We start from the raw sequence: 20,585 nt of genomic DNA, 5'->3' as shown, positions 1-20,585 counted from the left end.
AGGAAACTAAATTACAAGGAGGTTAACATAATGAAAAAATCCAAACTACATTTCATTTTATACGTTGTCTGTATGAGTGCCTTACTCGGTTCCTTCGCTCAAAATATTTACACACCTATCTTGCCTATGATTCAAGCTTCTTTTCACACTTCTCTTTATCTAGTAAATTTAACAGTTTCACTATTCACATTCGTTCTTGCAATTATGCAGCTCATATATGGACCTTTAATTGATACAAAAGGGAGAAAATCTATCCTTATCCCTAGTTTAATCATTAGTACAATTGGTTCAATCGGATGTGCTTTTTCGGCGAACGTTTATTTATTTCTATTTTTTAGAGCTGTTCAAGCAATAGGAATAGCGGCTATACCTGTAGTTGCAGCAACGATTATCGGTGATTTATTTGAAGGAAAAGAACGCGGAGAAGCGATGAGCCTGTATCAAATGTTACTTGCTCTCGCACCTGCAATTGGCCCTCTTATAGGTGGTTATCTCGGCAATATAAATGGCCATTTATACGTATTTTTGTTTTTATCTACACTTGGCATTCTCTTATTAATTATAAACATTTCACTACTTCCAGAAACAAACCCCACTGTAATTAAGCAACCGCAAGCAAAAAAGAATTACTGGTTTATCTTAAAAAATCAAACTGGATTTTCTATTACTCTTATTGGCTTTATTCAATTTTGTATTTACTTTTGCTTCCTCATTTTTTTACCGAGCATTTTAACAAATTTATTTCACTTAACTGCAAGTGAAATTGGTCTTATATTTGTACCGATGTCCCTTTCTATTATGTTAGGAAGTTATTGCTACAAGCTTTTGCAAAAACGCCTCACAACAAAGCAAGCTTTATTCATCACTAGTTTCTTCAATATTATATGTGTCACTTTATTCTCTTTCACATATAGCATCAATATCTCATTCATCATTATCGTTACATCTTTATATGGTTTTAGTATGGGACTTTCTATGCCAACTCACACTACTTTATTAACAGAAGAATTCGTACAAGAACGCGCAACTGCTATCGGTATGTACAACTTTATTCGCTATCTCGGTATGGGAACAGGACCACTTGTAGGTGGATTTCTTTTATTTAATCAAAATTACTTTTGGATTTTCTTCATAGGTGCAATTATGTTTCTACTCATAATCTTATATGCGATGAAACTGCTACGCTTCGCTGCCACACAAAAAGCAAAATAGAGACCTACAAATGGTCTCTATTCTAAACTCTTTGATCCGCAACAATATGAATATCAATATACTTCGTTTGCCTCATAATTTCATTTACAATTGAACCTTTTCGAATTTCTTCCCATCTTGTTCTTGCTGATTGTCCGAGTAAAATTTGCGTTACTTGTAGCCTTTTCGCGACTTCAATAATAACATCCGCTGGCTTTCTTCCTTTTGCCTCTTCTAAAACAAAACTCGCATCAAATTGATTCGTTAGCAACTTCCACTCTTCAATCGTTTGCTTTTTCCCTGCTGAAAGGGACTCTATATTTTCCCTTTCAACATTTAATACATACAATTCAGCATTTAACCGATCCGCCATACGCCAACCTCTTCGTATTAACTTCTCTGCTGTTGAACTGTATTGTACACAAACGAGAATTTTTTCTTTCACACCAATCGGTTCTATAACAGTTTGGCTAATTTTCTCGTCCATATCATCGGCAACTTCCCGAAGTGATAATTCTCTTAGTGCCCCTAAATTATTAAGCGTGAAGAAATTTTGTAAGCTTTGCTCTATTTTTTCTTCCTTATATATCTTCCCGTCTATTAATCTCTTCCTTAATACTTCTGGGGTTGCATCAACGAGCTGAATTTCATTTGCTTTTTGTAAAATAAAATCTGGAATACGTTCTCGCACTTTAACATTTGTAATTTGAGCTACAATGTCATGTACGCTTTCTAAATGTTGAATATTAAACGCTGATAATACGGATATACCAGCGTCTAGTAATTCCTGTACATCCATATAACGTTTCTTATTTTTAGATCCAGGAATATTACTATGCGCAAGTTCATCCACAACAACTACCCCGGGTGCACGTTTTATAATTCCTTCTACATCGAGTTCATAAAACACTTTCTCTTTATAATCTATTTCTTTTAAAGGAACCTTTTCTAAATCAGCAATTGCGTCTTCTGTCTCTTTTCTTCCATGCGTTTCAATTAAACCAATTACAATATCCATACCGTCCTTTTTCATCTCTCTAGCATCAAGTAGCATTTTATAACTTTTCCCTACTCCTGGAGCCGCTCCTACGTATAGCTTTAACTTCCCGCGGTTTTGCTGACGAATATATTCTAAATATTCTTCTGGTGTTCGCCTTTGAAACGTTGGTTTATAGTCATCCGCATACAACACACTCACAACCTTTCTTTCGAAACAACACTACCTCAATCCGTTAGATTGAGGTAGCACTGTTACTATTTCAGTAGTTTCTGCAATTCTAAATTTAACTTTAAAACGTTTACGCGGTTCTCTCCAAATAAGCCAAGTGCAGCACCTTCTGTTTGATTTTTAATCAACTGATTTAGCTTTTCTTTCGGAATATTCGTTAATTTAGAGATACGATCCACCTGCACAGAAGCTGCCTGCGGACTAATATCAGGATCTAGCCCTGAACCTGAATTCGTCACTAGATCAATCGGCACTTCTGTTACCGGAACAGCCCGATTTTGTTTCTTCCACTCTTCAATACTTTTCTCTACTCGTTTCTCTAAATCTGGATTAGACGGTGCATAGTTATTTGAACCAGATGCTTCTGCCTTATATTCAATACTAGAAACACGCCCATGAAAATAACGTGGATCTGTGAAATTTTGACCGATTAATTTAGAACCAATCACTTCATTTTTATCATTATATATTAGACTTCCATCCGCATTATCCTTCATTACCGCTTGTGCAATACCAGTTACAATAAGCGGGTATACAAGGCCGCACAACACTAAAAATGTAAAAGTAATACGGACAATCGGTGATAGTATACTTTGTTTCTTCGCCATCTTTTTCCCCTCTCCCTTATATGAACAAGCCGACAATTATATCAATTACTTTAATTCCAATGAACGGTACAATAACCCCGCCAAGTCCATAAATAAGTAGGTTTCGGCTAAGTAGTGCATTCGAACTCATCGGTTTATATGCGATACCTTTCATCGCTAATGGAATGAGTAATGGAATAATAACTGCATTAAATATTAATGCTGATAAAATCGCTGACAGTGGTGATGTTAGTTTCATAATGTTTAATGCTTCCATTTGCGGAATCGCAAGTGTAAACATTGCTGGAATGATTGCAAAATATTTTGCGATATCATTCGCAATACTAAACGTCGTTAACGCACCACGCGTCATTAACAATTGCTTACCAATCCCTACAACCTCAATAATTTTTGTCGGGTTCGAATCTAAATCAATCATATTCGCTGCTTCTTTCGCAGCTGTCGTACCACTATTCATCGCTAATCCAACGTCAGCCTGCGCTAATGCCGGCGCATCATTTGTACCATCACCCGTCATCGCTACAAGTTTCCCTTTATCTTGCTCTGCTTTAATAACCGCAATTTTATCCTCTGGCTTACACTCAGCAACAAACTCATCTACCCCTGCTTCTTTTGCAATCGTTGCTGCTGTTAACGGGTTATCACCTGTACACATAACCGTTTTAATCCCCATTTGACGCAATTGCTCAAAACGCTCACGCATACCTGGCTTTACTGTATCCTTTAAATAAATTAAACCGTAAATACGATTATTCACTGCAACTACAAGTGGTGTCCCGCCCTCTTTGGAAATGGAATCTGCTTTTTGATTTACATCTTTCGGAATCGTTCCACCTTGTGACCTAACCCATTCAATTACGCTACCTACAGCACCTTTTCTCACTTTCGTTCCGTCCTGTAAATCGACACCACTCATTCTCGTTTCTGCTTTAAACGGAACAAACTCACCTTGTTCTGCAATTTCTCGATTATATGATATAGATTTCATTTTTACATATTCTATAACCGATCGACCTTCTGGTGTTTCATCTAAAACTGAACTAATCGCAGCCCATTTTCCTACTTGCTCAATCGTTTCATTTCCTACAGGAAGCAATGTATGAGCCATTCGGTTCCCGAAAGTAATCGTACCTGTTTTATCTAAAATGATTGTATTAATATCACCCGCAGCTTCTACTGCTTTACCCGACATCGCTAACACATTGAACTTTGTCACGCGATCCATCCCGGCAATACCAATTGCTGATAATAAACCACCAATTGTCGTTGGAATTAAACAAACTAACAACGCTACAAGTACAGCTGTATCAATTTGAAACCCTAAATAGTTTGTAAAAATCGGCAACGTCACAACAACGATTAAGAAAATAAGCGTTAAACTCGTTAATACTGTATTTAAAGCAATCTCATTCGGCGTTTTTTGACGAGCAGCTCCTTCTACTAACGAAATCATTTTATCAATAAATGATTCACCAGGATTACTCGTAATGACAATTGTAATCTCATCACTTACGACCATCGTCCCGCCTGTTACGGAACAAAAATCGCCGCCCGCTTCTTTTATTACAGGAGCTGATTCCCCTGTAATCGCAGATTCATCAACAGACGCTAATCCTTTAATTACTTCCCCATCACTCGGAATCATTTCTCCTTGTTTTACAATAACAACGTCATCTTTTCTCAGATCAGTTGCTGAAACTTGAACAATGTCTCCATTTTCTTTTACAACATTTGCAAACACATCTTTCTTCGACTGTTTTAAAGAATCGGCTTGAGCTTTCCCCCGTCCTTCCGCTAACGCTTCTGCAAAGTTAGCAAATAAAACTGTAAATAATAGAATGAGAGAAACTGTTATATTAAACCATCCTGGTACACTACTAGAACGACTTGGAAGAAACGATAAAATGAACGTAATGATAAATCCAATTTCTACAACAAACATAATCGGATTCTTTATCATGACTTTCGGATTCAATTTCGCAAAGGATTGTTTCATCGCATGTTTCACGATATCACGATCCATCGTTTTCGCTTGTCTAACTTCATCTTCTACAGCATGTATTTGTGAATCATTTACTCTCTTTTCTTTTACTACTACCGGTCTCATCATTTACCCTCCATTACTTCAATGTAAGAAATTCTGCAATTGGGCCGAGTACTAACATCGGGAAGAATGTTAATGCACCGACAATTACAATTGTTCCGATGAAAATGCCGCCAAATAAACTATTATCCGTACGGAACGTTCCGACTGTTTCTGGTACTACCGTCTTTTCTTTCAATGAAGCTGCAACAGCTAGCATCGTAATTAAACTGAAATAGCGCCCTAAAAACATAACTAAGCCAGTTGTAATATTCCAAAACGGTGTATTATCCGCTAACCCTTCAAATCCAGATCCGTTATTCGCAGCTGACGATGTATACTCATATACCACTTGCGTTAAACCGTGGAAACCAGAATGAGAAATGGCATCCGTTCCTAAACTTGTTGAAAGAGCTAATGCTGAAAACCCTAAAATAAGCAGTGGATGAAATAGTATCGTTACCGCAATTAATTTCATTTCCTTACCTTCAATTTTCTTACCTAAAAACTCTGGTGTCCGTCCAACCATCAATCCAGATATAAAGACTGCGATAATCGCATACATAATAATGTTCACAAAACCTGCCCCAACGCCGCCATACACTGTGTTTAACATCATATTTACGAGTGGTACTAACCCGCCAATTGGTGTTAACGTATCATGCATCGTATTAACGGCTCCTGTTTCAGCAGCTGTCGTCACTGTTGCGTATAGGGAAGAAAATACTGTTCCAAATCGTACTTCTTTTCCTTCTGTACTCCCTTGTACATGTTCGATGCCCATTCCATTTAACGCTGGATTCCCATGTAATTCAGATGTAGTAATCGTTATAAATCCTAGTAAAAACACCATGAATAGTGATACGAAAAGGATACGACCTTGTTTTTTATTTCCTACCATTCGTCCGTACATAAATGGTAGTGCTGTTGGCAATAACATCATAAGCATCATTTGTAAAATATTACTCATTTGCCCTGGATTTTCGAAAGGATGTGTAGAGTTTGCTCCGAAAAATCCACCGCCGTTATTTCCGAGTTCCTTAATGGACACGAATGATGCAACAGGCCCACGTAATATACTTTGCTTTGCCCCATCAATTGTTTGTGCTGTAACTGCCCCGTCTAACGTTTGTGGTACACCAAGTGCGACAAAGATTAGCGCTGCAACAAACGCAGTAGGAAGAAATACTCTCGTTAAAGCTCTCGTAAAATCAACGAAAAAGTTACCGAGTTCCTTCCCAGCAAGCCCTCTTATAAACGCCATTACAAGTGCTAAAGTCGTTGCTGGTGCTGCAAACATTAAAAATGTAATTCCGATTAATTGTGATAAATAAGATAAACCATTTTCACCGCTATAATGCTGTAAGTTTGTATCAGCCATAAAACTAATTGCTGTATTAAAAGCAAGCGTAGGCTCCATCCCTTCAATATGCGCTGGATTTAATGGCAATACTCCTTGTAGTCTGAAAATGAAATATACGACAACAATCATAAATCCATTTAATAAAACTAATGACAATGCGTACTGTTTCCACGTTTGATTGTATTCTTTTACACCCGTAATTTTAAAAATAAGTTTTTCAAAAGGCCCGAATACTTTATCTAACTTTTTACTACCTTGAAAGGCTTTCTCTAAATAAATCCCCATTGGCTTTGCCACAAGAATAAACAACAGCATGGTAATAACAACTGCGACCCAAATCATAATGAATGATTCCCCCTAATTAAAACTTTTCTGGATTTAATAATGCATACACTAAGTACACAGTAATTGCTGCAACAATAACCGATAAGGCAACCGTCATGATTGCTTCCCTTCTTTCACAACTTTATCTGACCAACTTGCAAGACTTACCATCGATGCGACTAACACAACAAAAATCCCGATCATTACAACATCTAACATAGCTACCCCTCTTTTCTGTAAAAATTTGACATTAAATTATCAAAAAAAGAACACTAAGCTCTACTTAGTGTTCGAAATGAACAACACAAAGTAAACCTCCTCTCTAAACGCTTACGAGGTTAGCTGTCGGATTCGGGCCTAAAGAGTAGCCCTACTTTCAAAACTGAAAGATTCACCCCAAGTGACGATGCACAAAATTGGTTCCCCCGCTCCATTTCTGGAACTCAGCGATTTTAGGTTTTTTTGGAAATTTTATGAATGATTTATGAGAGTAAATATACTCCTCTATATTTAACTTGTAAAGAGTCAAATTAATGAAAATAAGAAAATATCCATCTATTTAAACGCTTACATTGAGTGTTATTAATATTATTTCATCTGTTTTCTCGTCTTTTCTTTCTTTTTCACAGAAATGATCTTTTAAATACGAAACAAAAAGAGCGAATGACATGAAGTGCATAGCTTGTTGCACTTAGCATTCGCTCTTTTTTTTCACTATTTATTCTCCACGCAAAAACGCGCGCAAATTTCTCCCACGAATATAAACTTGTGACAATTCTGCATGTAGCTGCTCATATTCGATAACATCTGTTTTTAAATATAAAGCGTCTTTCGATGGCAATATGATATAGGGCCTTGGAAAAATGGGATCAAGCACCACCAATTCTTGAACTCGCTCTACTGATACCGCCCAACGATTCGCTATATCTCCTAGTAACAACACCTTCATCTTTTTCCCCCGCCCTATTCAAAAAATAAAAAAGAAATATTATCACAATTCGTAAACACGACAAATGTAGCTCCAATTGTTTCATAGAGCCTCGTTGGATATCGTTTATTCTTTGTAACAACAGTAATAGGTGCTTGAAAAGAAAAGCGAATGTGTTCTGTGAAGAAACTAATGATTGGAAGCTCATCCCCTAGTAAAATCACCTTCTTAATACACTCACAAATACTAGTAAAATCTTGTGCCTTACTACAGCTATAAGTCCAATCAAACCCACAATTCCTAACTTCAGCAGCTATCTCTTCATTTGCTGTAAAAATAATTAACTCATGTTGAAATGCTACTAAATCTCTTAAACTATTTACCTTGCTTTCTTCCCCAACACAAATAAGTGTTAATTCCATATACCTCATCCTCCTTAGCATAAAAGAACTCAAACATAGATTGATATTCCCCTATACTAATCAGATCGATGAAGTGATGTATCCATCATGGCACCGTCCTCTCTCAAGACGCTTACGAAGTTAGCTGTCGGATTCGGACTTTGAGAGTAGCCCTACTTTCAAAACTGAAAGATTCACCCCTAGTGACACTGCACAAATTGGTTCCTCCGCTCCATATAATTGGACTCAGCGTATTACAAAAAATATATTCTGGCTGATATATTACTCCTGTATTTGGAAAAAGTAAACAGAAAAAAAGCCAGTTACAAAACTGACTTTCCACTTACTTATACACGCGTTTTATTCACTTTATATGCAAAATGATTCGTCGGTCCATGACCACTTCCAATATGCAGCGGCTCTTCAATTGCTATACTAATAAATTGTTTTGCTTCTTGAACTGCCTCTTCAATTGAGTATCCTTTAGCAAGCCCTGCTGTAACCGCTGAAGCAAATGTACACCCGCTTCCATGCGTTTGCTTTGAAGGAATTCTTTCACTTTTAAATTCGATAAACTGCTCACCATTAAAGAGTAAATCAACTACTTCATTACCTTGATACTCTGCATGTCCGCCCTTCATAAGCACATATTTTGCACCCAATTCATGCAGTACTTTCGCAGCTTCCTTACTATCTTCAATATTATGAATCTCCATTCCAGTTAACACTTCTGCTTCAGGAACATTCGGTGTTACAACAGTTGCTACTGGTAATAAATATTCTTTTAATGCTTGTACTGCTTCTTGTTGTAATAATGATGCACCGCCCTTAGCAATCATAACAGGATCTAGTACAATATTATTCCAGCCAAATTTATTAATATGTTCTGCTACAATTTGAATAATTTCACTGCTAAATAACATTCCTAGTTTCACAGCATCTGGTGTTAAATCCGTACCAATTGAATTCAACTGTTCCGTAATACCTTCTAACGAAACTGGATATACCCCTTGAACGCCAAGCGTGTTTTGAGCAGTAATTGCCGTAATAGCCGTCATCCCATACACACCAAGCTCTTGGAATGTTTTTAAATCTGCTTGAATGCCGGCACCGCCGCCACTATCAGATCCTGCAATTGTTAAAGCTTTATTTACTTTCATCCCACTCATCCTTTTCTATCCAAAATAGCGATGATAAATTGTTTTTGCTTCGCTTATATCTTTCGTTCCATGTACAAGTACACGACCATCTTTAAAAGCAACTAATCTCTTTTCTTCCACAGAAAATGATAATAAATATGGATTTACATTTAAATCATGCACACGATCATTCAGTAGCTCTTTGTATCGTTCAAAATCCATTTCTTCTTTATGAGGTGGTCTAATTTGAACTGTATTTCTCCCGCATAAAACTGCTGTTTTCGATGTATTTTCTTTATTTAAATACGGGTATATCGCATTCTCTCCGCACGAAGGACAATTATGCTTACGAAGCTTTTGCACATTCATACATGAATATTCATTCTTCCACACATCAAACGACACAAGTCCATCTCGAAGTGATTCATAATCTTCCACTAACAATTTAAGAGCTTCCGTTACTTGATGAGAAACGACGAGAGATACAGCAGGTGATATAATGCCCGCTGTATCACATGTCGCCCCGCCCAGCGGAATCGATTGTAATAAACAAGATAAACATGGCGTTTTACTAGGAAGAATTGTGTAAGAAAGGCCGTAACTCCCTACACATGCTCCGTAAATCCATGGAATAGAATGTTTTTGCGCTATATCATTCACAATAAAACGTGTTTCGAAATTATCAGTTGCATCAATCATTACATCTACGTTTGTAACAAGCTCTTCTAATTCCTCAGCTGTTACATCTTGAACGAGAGCCTCTACTCTTACTTCACGATTGATCTCTGCTAGACGTTTTTTGGCCGCTACAGCCTTTGGAAGATTATTTTCCACATCACTCTCTGCGTACAATTGTTGCCTTTGTAAATTACTCCAATCGACATAATCTCGGTCAACAATCGTTACTGTGCCAACACCTGCTCTTACAAACATCTCTGCATTTGCACTACCTAATGCACCTGCACCGATAATGAGTACATGCTTTTCTCTTATCTTTCGTTGCCCCTCTTCTCCAATTGGAGAAAATAATTCTTGGCGAGAATATCGATTATTCAACTACGCTCATTCCTTCTAAAGGACTGCTTGCTGTTGCACAACGTTTACGTGCAATACGACCTGCTTCAAATCCTAATCGTCCTGCTTCAATACTTAATTTCATTGCTTGTGCCATTTTTATTGGATCTTTTGCTCCCGATACAGCAGTATTTAATAACACACCATCCGCTCCTAATTCCATCGCAAATGCCGCATCAGTCGGGCTACCGATACCAGCGTCAACGATAACTGGCACTGTCGCTTGTTCAATAATGAAACTTAAATTTAACGGATTTACAATACCAAGTCCTGAACCGATTGGTGATGCTCCTGGCATAATTGCATGCACACCTAGTTCCTGTAATTTACGTGCTAATACAACATCATCAGATGTATACGGAAGAACGATAAATCCTTCTTCTAGTAACATTTCAGATGCCTTTAACGTTTCTACTGGATCAGGTAATAACGTTCTATCATCACCAATAACTTCCACTTTGATCATATCGCAAAGCCCCGAAGCTTTTGCTAATTTTGCAATACGAACAGCTTCTTCAGCATTTTTTGCTCCAGCTGTATTCGGTAATAACTTATATTTTTTCACATCAAGTTTCTCTAATAAATTAGGCTGCTTTGCATCAAATATATCCATACGACGTACTGCGAACGTTAAAACCTCAGCCTCAGATACATCGATTGCCTTTTGCTGTACATCAAAATCAGGGAATTTTCCTGTTCCTAATAAAAGTCTAGAATGAAATGAAAATGGTCCAATGTTTAACATAATCAACCGCCTCCTACGAAAGTTACAATCTCAATTTGGTCTCCATCAAAAACAGATGTATCTGCATGATCATCTTTTTGTAAAATATCTTTATTACGCTCTACTACTACAATTCTGTTATCTAATTCTAAATGTGTAAGTAGCTCAGCTACTGTTTTTACACTCTCTGGCACTTTCATTTGATTACCATTAATTTTTAAATTCAAACTTCCATCCCCTTTCTAAACCGGTTTAGAAAGCAATGAATCTAGCAAATGATTCTCCTGCTTTCCTTCTATTAAATCAGCTATATACTGACCAGAAACCGGGCTTAATAAAATGCCATTTCGATAATGTCCAGTACAAGCATATAAACCTTTTATTTCTTCATGCTCTCCCATATAAGGAGCTTCGTGATTTGATTGTGGCCTTAATCCTGCCCATGTGCTTTCCCACTCTGCTTCTTTTAAAGCTGGCAATATTGTATAAGCACGCTCTAATATAGAAGTAATACTTTCTGGTTGCACTGTTTTATTAAACGTATGAGGCTTCATCGTTGCTCCAATTACGTAACGTCCACCACGCTTTGGGGCAATGTAAAATCTTTCTTGGAAAATAGGCGCCTTTAAAAGTGGTTTTCTACTTCTTACCGCTACTACTTCTCCTTTAACTGGATATGTACCCCATTCGCGGTGAAAATAACCTAGTAACTTCGTGCTCCATGAACCACCCGCAATCACAACCTTCTCGCACGCGATAATACCTTCGCTTGTAACAATCCCAGTCACTTTATTATTTTCAATACGAATATCGAACACTTCTGTCTGTTCATATATATCAGCACCCGAGAATGATGCGGAATGTGCGAATGCTTTCGTAAGCTCCGGTGCAATAACATGACCGTCTTTTGGATAATATACAGCACCTATAATTGACTCCGATAGAAACGGCTCTTTCTCTCGTAAAAGGTCTCCCGTTAGAAAATAAGAATCTTCACCTGTTTTCTGCTGCCAATCCATAATGTGAAGAATTCTTACCTTCTCATCTTCATTTTGGGCAATGCGATAAATGCCTTTCTCTTCATACCCAATATCGATGCCTGTTTTTTCACGTAAAACTGCTGCAAGTTGTGGAAATATAGCACGGCTTTCTCTAGCAAGTTCAAATAACGGGTCATATGCATCCCATTCTGCCTGAACCCCGAGTAAACCAGCAGCTGCTTTCGAAGCTTCAGATGCGATTCTTTGCTTCTCTATAATCGCTACTTTATGCCCTCTTTCTGCTAGAAAGTGTGCAACTGAACTACCAATTACACCACCGCCAATTATTGCTACATCATACTTCTTACACATGTTTTTCCACCCACTTTCTTATTGATTCCTTATAAGATTTCGCTTTGCTATACGGGTTACTACTACTTATAATCCCAGACATAACAGCAATACCACTGACACCGTTAGCAAGAACATCCCTAGTGTTTTCCGTGGTGATTCCTCCAATTGCTGTAATCGGTATGGATAAACACTTTGCAATGTCTGAAAGCTCTTCAAGCCCTCTCGCTGGTACACCTTTTTTACAATCTGTCGGAAATACATGACCATAGACGAGTGAATCCGCTCCATTCTTAAATGCATCGATCGCCTCTTCTAAAGAATGTACAGAATAGCCGACATGCAAATAAGAAAACTTTTCTTTCACTGACCTTACATTTGCGCTTCGATATCCGAGCTGCACGCGTGGAATGTTTAATAAAATAGCGATATCAATTCGATCATTTATCACTATTTTTGATGCCGGAAAGCCTTTCTTCAAAAGACTTTCCACACCTTCATACAAATCCTTCGTACTTTTCTCACGCTCACGAATATGCAAATAGTCAACCTCACTTTCAATTTGCATCGCTACATTCACTAACTCTTCGAATGACATGTGACCATTTGAGATTACATGAAGCTCATTTTTCATATTCATTCGCCTACTTTAAAATATTTTCGAATAACTCATCGGCCGGAACGATTTTTTTCGTCATTCCTTTATCTTTCAGCCATTTATTTTGTTTCTCCCATGACTCTTTTGAATCCGATAAGAATGGCTCATCTTTCGTTTCCATCTTCTCTAATAAAATTTTCATGCTCTCTTTTTCAACTTCTGGTACAAGCGGGAAGTTTTCTTTTTCTTGATGGTTTAATAAAATATTTAATGCTTCATCTGGATTTTTCTTCATGAAATCATAGCCTTTTTTCGTACCACGTAAGAAGGCTTGTAACGCTTCTTTATCTTTTTTCAACGTTTTATCACCTGTTACAAATACAAGCTCATGGTAATTCGGTACACCGTAATCTGCTGGGTTAAAGTACGCTGGTTCATGACCTTCATGACGCATAACAGGTACTTCATGGTTAATGTATGCCCCTGTTACCGCATCCACTTTTTTCGTAATTAATGCCGGTACTAAATCAAAGCCAACATCGACTACTTTCACTGTATCTGGATTACCACCAGCTTCTTTTACCATCGTTTTTAAATACATCTCACTTAAAGGTGTTCCAGAATAGCCAACTGTTTTCCCCTCTAAATCTTTTGGCGATTGAATGCCTGCTGATTTCAGCGATACAACATGATTTAATGGTGAACGTACGACAGCTCCAATTGATTTCACTGGAATTTGTTCATTTGCTTTTGCCATGACAACATCTGGCTGATAATATAAGCCAACCGTTACTTTTCCTGCAGCTGCTAAAGTTAATGGATCAGTCGGATTAGAAGGGAATTTTATATTCACCTTTACTCCTTCTTCTTTAAAATAGCCTTTTTCAATTGCTGCATAAATAAAGCTATGTACCGCATTTGGGTACCAATCAAGCATGACCGTTATTTCTTTTTCCTTTTTCCCCTTATCTGACGCTGAATTACTAGAACATCCAGTAATCATTGCAACTAATAATGTCAACACAAAGATGCGTTTTAAAAATTTCATGCATGCTTCCTCCAACTAATAAATTTCTTTTCTAAAATCGAAATAAGTATGACGAAGAAAATAGCTAATAATGATAACAATACAATGGGTGCAAATACACCTGCGCCGTCTAACTGCGTCATCATTCTTTTACTGAAATACCCTAGCCCAGCTTGTGCACCGAGCCATTCACCAATTGCTGCCCCAATTACACTAAGCGGAACTGCAATTTTTAAAGCTGAGAAAAAATAAGGAAGAGCAGACGGCAATTTTAATTTAAGAAAAACATCTTTTTTCGTTGCCCCATACGTAACTAATAGCTCCTCCCATTCTTTTTTCGTACTGCGTAGTCCATCATACGTATTGACCGCAATTGGGAAAAACGTAATTAAAACAGTAACAACAACCTTACTCCAAATCGTATATCCAAACCATAAAACGAAGAGCGGAGCAAGCGCTGTAATCGGAATCGTTTGTGAGGCAACTAATAGTGGATAAAATGCTCTCTCCATCCAATTACTCGCATTCATTAACATCGCTAGCCCTACCCCAAGTACGATAGAAATAGCCACCCCTATTAAAACGACGGATAAGGTTGCCGGCAAATGAACCGTAAATAATATATCTTTTAGTTTCCATATCTTCATCACAATTGCAGACGGTGACGGTAAAATGTACATTTCGTCTACGATTCTTGCGCCTACTTCCCAAAAGGCAAGTAAAATACTAGTAAGTGTAAGGGCAGGTAATAGCTCCTTCAACCGGTTCATCATACGAGTACCTGCCTTTGTAACATACTAAGAAGCTCATCTTTAAGCGCTAACACTTCAGGCTTATATAAATCTTTTCTTGTTCGATTACAATCAAGTGGTACAACCCTCTCGGTTAAAGTAGTTATCGGTTGCTGTTCTACTACTAAAATTCGATTAGAAAGAAACAACGCTTCTTCCACATCATGAGTGATAAATAAAATTGTTTTTTCCCACTCTTTCCATTGTTCAAACAGCCATTCTTGCAAAGATGCCTTCGTTAAAGCGTCCAACGCGCTAAACGGTTCATCTAACAACAATATCTCCCCGCCTGTTAATAAAGTTCGAATGAAAGATACGCGTTGCCTCATACCACCAGATAAATCTTTCGGATATTTTGTCTCATACCCTTGTAAACCAAATTTATGTAACAGTTCCTTTGCCTTTATTTGCGCTTCTTTCTTCTGTACACCTTGGCACTCTAGCGGCAGGGCAGCATTCTCAATAATCGTTCTCCATGGCAGGAGCATATCTTTTTGGGGCATATAGCCTACAGGATGGCTCTTTGTTTCTGTCAGCTCTATCTGTCCAGTACTCACCTCTTCTAAACCTGTAATAAGGCGAAATAAAGTACTTTTCCCGCATCCACTCGGTCCGATAATACTTACAAACTCTTTATCTTGTATAGAAGCATTTAATTCATTGATGATTGTTTTCTCATCATAATGAAAAGAAACATTATGAAACTGTAGTATGTTCTTGCTCCTCAAATCCCCACATCTCCTTACGATAGGACATATCCCAGAATAAATATTCAAATCGACTGGAATATAGAAATATCTCCTCTAATCGATCTAACTCTTTGTCAGACTTTCCAACTGCCATTTCATTTAATAAATCTATTAACCAAATACAAAGGCTACCGTATTCTTCTGAACTATATCCTTGAATCCACTCACCAAAGAACTCATGATCTCTTGCTCCAGGAATATCGTTTAAACGCTTTCCAATTTCCCAGTAACTCCACATACATGGAAGAAGTGCTGCTATTAATTCCGCAAGTGTGCCATTTTGAGATACAGACATCATGTAATTTGTATAGGCTAAATTTTTAGCAGATGGTTTTGCAGATTCTATCTCCTCTATAGAAATACCAAGTCTTTTTGCATATTGTTTATGGATCGTCATTTCTCCATTTAATATGCCATCAATTTGTTCAGCAAATTTCCCCATTACTTGTGGATTCGTTGCTTTTACAACACCAATCGCATATAGCTTTGCATAATCTAACAAATATAAATAATCTTGAATAATATAATACTGAAACTTATCTTTTTCTAACGTGCCATCTCCCATACCTACTACAAACGGGTGATTATGACTCATCTCCCAAACTGGTTGTACAGTTTCTAATAATCTATCGCAAAATTTCATTTCTCTATCCCCTTTCAATTTATATATCTAAATAAAAAACCACTTCTAAATAAGAAGTGGTTACAGCAAATAAAATTATAATTTATTCGTTGTTCCACTTCCCTTCGCTAGTATTACCTAGATCAGGTCTGTAAGGGTTAAGGATTATTCCTCTCTCAGCACAACAAGCACCCCTAGTGGTTTCAATATGAAATTTTCAAACAAAAAAGCCCCGTTTCTATACGCAAAGAAACGGGGACTCATTATTAGTGTCCGAATTGCTTCCCTACGCTAGCATAATCTAGATCAGGTAATGAAAAGGATCAAAGGCTTACGGCCTACTCTCAGCTGGCAACACCAGCTCTCCTAGCAAACTATGAAATTAACACTGTCAGTATAACATCGTAATAAGACATCATCAACTGTTTTAATTTTCCCAATTGTCAACAAAATAACAAAACTATATAATACTTATATTCTATCTTAGAAATTATTATCCTAATTAATTGGATAAAAAGGAATCATTATCCTCAAAAAATTTATTTTTATATTGATTTCATATTACATTTATGTGAATACACCCACTATATTATATCTTTATACTATAATAAAATTACAACTATACAACTAGAGGAGGTCTCTATTATATGAATATGAAAGCTACTGCTTTAACAGCAACTACTGTCGCAATTGCCTCTTTACTTCCTTCTATGGGAGAAACAAATGTACAAACAGCCAACGCTGAACAATTATCTAATGTGAAAACTGGATATGTCAAAGTCGATCAAGTAGCCTTACATACAAAAGATAACGCAAATAGCTCATCAATTGATACAATTCGCTTTAATACGAAGGTAAACATACTTGAAACAACTAATGGCTGGTATAAAGTATCTGTTAATAATAAAGTAGGTTACGTACAAAAAGATGCTATTCTACTAAAAAACAAACTTCAATCTAATAATCAATACATCGTTAATGCCAATGCATTAAACGTTCGTTCTGAACCTAATTTAGAATCTTCAATTTTAGATGTATTACCAAATGGGAAATTCGTTACCATTCAAGAAGAACAAGGCGAGTGGTATAAAATTTTACATAATGGCAAAACAGGTTACGTACAAAAAGCATTCGTATCTAATGGTTCACAGCCTTTAGTAAAAGGCATCACAGTTCAAACTAATACGAAATACACAGTTGCAACACCTAAACTTAATGTACGTGGCAACGCTAGTACAAGTGGTGCACTACTTGGTTCATTACAAAATGGTACACATATACAAGTAGTGGAAACTGTAGGAACTTGGTATAAAATTCGTTTTGGCACAGGATACGGATACGTGGCAAAACATTATGTGGTGCAAAATCAAATGCAATCACAAGCTCAAACGGCTCAACCTACTTCCATTCCAGCAGTTTTCAAATTCCCTACTCAAGGAAGAATTAGCTCAACCTTTGATATACGTTGGGAACAAATGCATTATGGTATAGATATTGCGGCTCAAGGTAATGTCTCAATCCAGGCGGCAGCTGCAGGTAAAGTTGTGAAATCATATTATTCAGCTAGCTATGGCAATGTTGTGTTCATCGCCCATCAAATAAACGGGAAATTATATACAACAGTCTATGCACACATGAAAGATCGCACTGTACAAGCTGGTGATCAAGTACAAGCTGGACAATTAGTAGGTCATATGGGAAACACAGGTCATTCATACGGGCAACATCTTCATTTTGAATTACACAATGGAGAATGGAATTTTGAAAAAACAAATGCAGTAAACCCACTGCCATATTTAGTTAGGTAAATTGTATGCAACGCAATATCAATATACCTCTCTTAATTGAATACTTCGCCTTTTTAGGTTTAATCTGTTGTTTAATCATTTACAATACAAACACTGTATTTTTATCTATTATCATTGCTTTTGTTACTTTAGAAATTATGATGGAATCCTTTCAAGTACAACTAAAACAAAAAATTGCTCATATATATAATGCCATCTTTCTATTAAGTGCCCTAATAACAAATATTATTAGTAATGGTTTTTATTTATCTACCGTATTTCCTGTATTCTTTATGGCTGTTTTATTATTCATAGCTAGATACATTCATGTCCCTAATACCAAAAAACACGAACAAGAAGCTTAGAAAGAGGAGACACTGTGTACCGATCTTTCAAAGATAATCCGATAAAATATATATTGAATTTATACACAAAAATAAATACTTTTTTTGGTATACAAGGAAGTAATACGGCACAATTTCTCCTTTATGGAATGTTATTTCTCGTCTTAATTGCGTTCTCCTTGCTTTACTAATAAAAAAAGGATCTCACATAAACTTGAGATCCTTTTTAATTTATATAGAAAATGCTCTTTATCCGCAAGCATATTTTTCATAAATAAAGCTAAGATTATATTTTTTCTCTAAGCTCATTCTTTGTTCATCATCACACCAATAGAACAGAATATCATGAATTGTTGCATAACGCTTATTTTTAAGAAATAGTTTAAAGAATGATGGTAAACAATCATGTAATTGTATAAATATATAATTGCGTAATATTTCTTCTTTATATTCAATGCCCTTACAAATATACAATAATTCTTCACAATAATACGCATGTTGTGGAACTTGAATCATTTCGAAAAATGGCACATATGATAATAGTTTTCCGATGAAATGATCATATCGATCCATTATTCCTATCGTCATGTGCTCCATCATATCTTTCATTACATATAAATAATCATCTACATGAGTAGTCTTGAGTGGGTCTAATCGATCTGAAATTTGAGAAAGTACAGCTCTTTGACAAGCTAACACCGCTTGACTAGGTCCATAGTATGATAGGAAGTCTGTACACTTACGATATTTTCGTAATAAGTCATGTGTATATAAGTCATATACAAAAGTATTACAATACATTGCTAGACTCATCATATCACTATTTAATTGCTCTTTTGATAGAGATTTAGCTCTCTTACACATATAAAAGAATGTAAATTCTAATACTTCTTTATGGGATAATAAATGTTTACAGTCCGTTATACATTTCTCATTAAATTTAACTCTATCCCAAATTGCTACATCCTCATCAGTTAATTCACCAATACGATATTTAATAATTAAATAGTTTAAAGCAACCGCTTGTGTCAAAAGATCCCACGTTTCATATTCCAATGAAGTGTGAACAAACTCAGCTAGGCCTTGAGTTACCATAAAAGTATTTGCTTCTTCATACCAGCCAATCTCTTGGCATAAACGAAGAATACGTAATAAAGTTGGAATTTCATCTTTATGAAACTGTGGTAAATTTTTTGCTTTATCCATTCCATATACGATAAATGCCGCTAAATTTTCTTCTTTATAAAATTCTTTTTCTTTCCACACTAATATAGTTCTTTCTTTCCCTTCACCTTTCGGATGACAAGGTACAAGTAAAGAAAATAATTCAGCGAAATTATTTGGTTCTATATATGTATCTGTAACCAAATTCCAATTTGGATCGCGCTGTATAGCCCTCATATAATTCCCCTTCCCTTTTGTCTACATAGGAAATATTAATCCATTATTACATCATTAACAATAAATATTGTTATATTCGAAATCTATCATAATACTTATATCTATCAGTATATCATTTTTTCTCTTATTTAAAATTAGGAATGACAAATTTAAATAAACTGTTGAAATTACTAACTGTATACTTATTATATAATGGCTCAGATACATCATGCTAACATATTAGCTTAACCATATATACTAGAATAATGTATCTGATTTTTATACGTAACTTATTCCACTAATTAAAGTCTCACTTCATTCCGTATGCTCTGATATTTCACTTAAAGCAAATCCCGCTTGATCATCTGCCGATTCTTTTATAGCTAAATCTCCTAGTGCTAACATCCCAACGAGTTGACCACTCTCAACTACTGGCAATCGTCTAATTTGATACTGTGCCATTAACTCTGTAGCCTTTTCAATAGGTTCATCTGGAGAAACTGAAACAATGTTTGTTGTCATTACATTTGTAATTTTATTAGATCCAGGATGTTTCTCAGCAATCCCTCGAACAACTAAATCTCGATCCGTAACAAGACCAACAACTTGCTCATTTTCAACAACCGGAATCAATCCAATCGATTCTTCTTTCATCTTTACAGCAGCCTCATATACATTGTCTAGCGGTGTACAATGTACAACATCAGTACTCATAAAGTCTCTCACTCGTGTCATTTTTGTCTCCTCCTTTTTATACATACCATAGCTTTTCCTAAATCCCTTTATTTATTTCAGGAAAATCAGTTGATAAAGGAGGATTCCACAAAATAAAAAAGAGTCAGCAATATGCTGACTCTTTTTTTTATGACCCGTACGGGATTCGAACCCGTGTT

The 20,585-nt window shown here is 36.4% G+C and carries 23 protein-coding genes and 4 riboswitches; of the genes, 3 read left to right on the top strand and 20 right to left on the bottom strand.

Annotation, left to right across the window (positions count from 1 at the left end; translation table 11 throughout):
- The first annotated feature begins 30 nt into the window (after positions 1-30).
- Positions 31-1,212, top strand: coding sequence for an MFS transporter (locus GFJ36_RS03260; protein ID WP_097890214.1), 1,182 nt, complete (start codon positions 31-33; stop codon positions 1,210-1,212).
- A gap of 22 nt (positions 1,213-1,234) precedes the next feature.
- Here the strand turns inward: GFJ36_RS03260 and kdpDN are convergent, their stop codons facing one another.
- The 18 genes from kdpDN to tenA form a co-directional block, all read right to left on the bottom strand.
- Positions 1,235-2,389, bottom strand: coding sequence for a KdpD-like non-kinase potassium sensor (kdpDN, locus tag GFJ36_RS03255; RefSeq protein WP_087985833.1), 1,155 nt, complete (start codon positions 2,387-2,389; stop codon positions 1,235-1,237).
- Positions 2,390-2,445: 56 nt separating this feature from the next.
- Positions 2,446-3,027, bottom strand: a complete 582-nt coding sequence (gene kdpC / locus GFJ36_RS03250; RefSeq protein ID WP_087985834.1) for a K(+)-transporting ATPase subunit C — start codon at positions 3,025-3,027, stop codon at positions 2,446-2,448.
- 16 nt (positions 3,028-3,043) lie between these two features.
- Positions 3,044-5,134: a potassium-transporting ATPase subunit KdpB gene (gene kdpB / locus GFJ36_RS03245; protein WP_137036139.1), complete on the bottom strand. Its 2,091-nt coding sequence runs from the start codon at positions 5,132-5,134 to the stop codon at positions 3,044-3,046.
- A 13-nt stretch (positions 5,135-5,147) separates the two neighbouring features.
- On the bottom strand, positions 5,148-6,815 hold the full coding sequence (kdpA, locus tag GFJ36_RS03240; protein WP_087985836.1) for a potassium-transporting ATPase subunit KdpA: 1,668 nt from the start codon (positions 6,813-6,815) through the stop codon (positions 5,148-5,150).
- Positions 6,816-6,834: 19 nt separating this feature from the next.
- Complete coding sequence (gene kdpF / locus GFJ36_RS03235; RefSeq protein ID WP_000214976.1) at positions 6,835-6,915, bottom strand: K(+)-transporting ATPase subunit F; 81 nt, start codon at positions 6,913-6,915, stop codon at positions 6,835-6,837.
- Positions 6,912-7,016: a SipW-dependent-type signal peptide-containing protein gene (locus GFJ36_RS03230; RefSeq protein ID WP_000887892.1), complete on the bottom strand. Its 105-nt coding sequence runs from the start codon at positions 7,014-7,016 to the stop codon at positions 6,912-6,914. Before GFJ36_RS03230 ends, kdpF begins: the two co-directional genes overlap by 4 nt.
- Positions 7,017-7,110: 94 nt before the next feature.
- Positions 7,111-7,256, bottom strand: a riboswitch (cyclic di-AMP (ydaO/yuaA leader).
- A gap of 259 nt (positions 7,257-7,515) precedes the next feature.
- Complete coding sequence (locus GFJ36_RS03225) at positions 7,516-7,746, bottom strand: hypothetical protein (protein WP_000866315.1); 231 nt, start codon at positions 7,744-7,746, stop codon at positions 7,516-7,518.
- A gap of 14 nt (positions 7,747-7,760) precedes the next feature.
- Positions 7,761-8,147 carry a hypothetical protein gene (locus GFJ36_RS03220; RefSeq protein ID WP_000424084.1) on the bottom strand — a complete coding sequence of 129 codons (387 nt, stop codon included), beginning with the start codon at positions 8,145-8,147 and terminating at the stop codon, positions 7,761-7,763.
- Between the two features lie 93 nt (positions 8,148-8,240).
- Positions 8,241-8,388, bottom strand: a riboswitch (cyclic di-AMP (ydaO/yuaA leader).
- Between the two features lie 85 nt (positions 8,389-8,473).
- Positions 8,474-9,295, bottom strand: a complete 822-nt coding sequence (thiD, locus tag GFJ36_RS03215) for a bifunctional hydroxymethylpyrimidine kinase/phosphomethylpyrimidine kinase (RefSeq protein ID WP_002006945.1) — start codon at positions 9,293-9,295, stop codon at positions 8,474-8,476.
- Between the two features lie 6 nt (positions 9,296-9,301).
- Positions 9,302-10,321 (bottom strand): thiazole biosynthesis adenylyltransferase ThiF, encoded by a 1,020-nt coding sequence (gene thiF, locus GFJ36_RS03210; RefSeq protein ID WP_087985837.1) that lies wholly within the window; start codon positions 10,319-10,321, stop codon positions 9,302-9,304.
- The gene (gene thiG / locus GFJ36_RS03205; RefSeq protein WP_097890215.1) at positions 10,314-11,084 is read right to left on the bottom strand and encodes a thiazole synthase; all 771 of its coding nucleotides are present in this window, start codon (positions 11,082-11,084) and stop codon (positions 10,314-10,316) included. The genes thiF and thiG overlap by 8 nt, the downstream gene beginning before the upstream one ends.
- Before the next feature lie 2 nt (positions 11,085-11,086).
- Positions 11,087-11,290 (bottom strand): sulfur carrier protein ThiS, encoded by a 204-nt coding sequence (thiS, locus tag GFJ36_RS03200; protein ID WP_001049513.1) that lies wholly within the window; start codon positions 11,288-11,290, stop codon positions 11,087-11,089.
- Positions 11,291-11,305: 15 nt separating this feature from the next.
- Positions 11,306-12,415, bottom strand: coding sequence for a glycine oxidase ThiO (gene thiO / locus GFJ36_RS03195; RefSeq protein WP_097890216.1), 1,110 nt, complete (start codon positions 12,413-12,415; stop codon positions 11,306-11,308).
- Entirely contained in the window at positions 12,408-13,028 is a 621-nt protein-coding gene (tenI, locus tag GFJ36_RS03190) for a thiazole tautomerase TenI (RefSeq protein ID WP_157349454.1), read from the bottom strand. Before tenI ends, thiO begins: the two co-directional genes overlap by 8 nt.
- A gap of 10 nt (positions 13,029-13,038) precedes the next feature.
- Positions 13,039-14,040, bottom strand: coding sequence for an ABC transporter substrate-binding protein (locus GFJ36_RS03185; protein WP_088608404.1), 1,002 nt, complete (start codon positions 14,038-14,040; stop codon positions 13,039-13,041).
- Positions 14,037-14,789: an ABC transporter permease gene (locus GFJ36_RS03180; protein WP_097890218.1), complete on the bottom strand. Its 753-nt coding sequence runs from the start codon at positions 14,787-14,789 to the stop codon at positions 14,037-14,039. The genes GFJ36_RS03185 and GFJ36_RS03180 overlap by 4 nt, the downstream gene beginning before the upstream one ends.
- On the bottom strand, positions 14,789-15,538 hold the full coding sequence (locus tag GFJ36_RS03175) for an ABC transporter ATP-binding protein (RefSeq protein ID WP_088608403.1): 750 nt from the start codon (positions 15,536-15,538) through the stop codon (positions 14,789-14,791). The genes GFJ36_RS03180 and GFJ36_RS03175 overlap by 1 nt, the downstream gene beginning before the upstream one ends.
- Positions 15,507-16,202 carry a thiaminase II gene (gene tenA, locus GFJ36_RS03170; RefSeq protein ID WP_000666832.1) on the bottom strand — a complete coding sequence of 232 codons (696 nt, stop codon included), beginning with the start codon at positions 16,200-16,202 and terminating at the stop codon, positions 15,507-15,509. Before tenA ends, GFJ36_RS03175 begins: the two co-directional genes overlap by 32 nt.
- 82 nt (positions 16,203-16,284) lie before the next feature.
- A riboswitch (TPP riboswitch) is annotated at positions 16,285-16,387 on the bottom strand.
- A gap of 60 nt (positions 16,388-16,447) precedes the next feature.
- Positions 16,448-16,559, bottom strand: a riboswitch (TPP riboswitch).
- A gap of 269 nt (positions 16,560-16,828) precedes the next feature.
- Between tenA and GFJ36_RS03165 the strand changes: the two genes are divergently transcribed.
- Together GFJ36_RS03165 and GFJ36_RS03160 are read left to right on the top strand one after the other, a co-directional pair.
- Entirely contained in the window at positions 16,829-17,989 is a 1,161-nt protein-coding gene (locus GFJ36_RS03165; protein WP_097890217.1) for an SH3 domain-containing protein, read from the top strand.
- 5 nt (positions 17,990-17,994) lie between these two features.
- On the top strand, positions 17,995-18,333 hold the full coding sequence (locus GFJ36_RS03160) for a hypothetical protein (RefSeq protein ID WP_088061961.1): 339 nt from the start codon (positions 17,995-17,997) through the stop codon (positions 18,331-18,333).
- Between the two features lie 228 nt (positions 18,334-18,561).
- Here GFJ36_RS03160 and GFJ36_RS03155 read toward each other — a convergent pair whose 3' ends face one another.
- Both GFJ36_RS03155 and GFJ36_RS03150 read right to left on the bottom strand, forming a co-directional pair.
- Positions 18,562-19,713 carry a DUF3965 domain-containing protein gene (locus GFJ36_RS03155; protein WP_088061960.1) on the bottom strand — a complete coding sequence of 384 codons (1,152 nt, stop codon included), beginning with the start codon at positions 19,711-19,713 and terminating at the stop codon, positions 18,562-18,564.
- A gap of 294 nt (positions 19,714-20,007) precedes the next feature.
- Positions 20,008-20,427, bottom strand: a complete 420-nt coding sequence (locus tag GFJ36_RS03150; protein WP_087985846.1) for a CBS domain-containing protein — start codon at positions 20,425-20,427, stop codon at positions 20,008-20,010.
- Positions 20,428-20,585 lie beyond the last annotated feature (158 nt).

This window comes from Bacillus sp. EE-W1 (assembly GCF_009760835.1).
Lineage (GTDB): Bacteria > Bacillota > Bacilli > Bacillales > Bacillaceae_G > Bacillus_A > Bacillus_A wiedmannii.
Note: the sequence above shows the minus strand (reverse complement) of the source record. Positions and strands in the feature narration are given on the sequence as shown.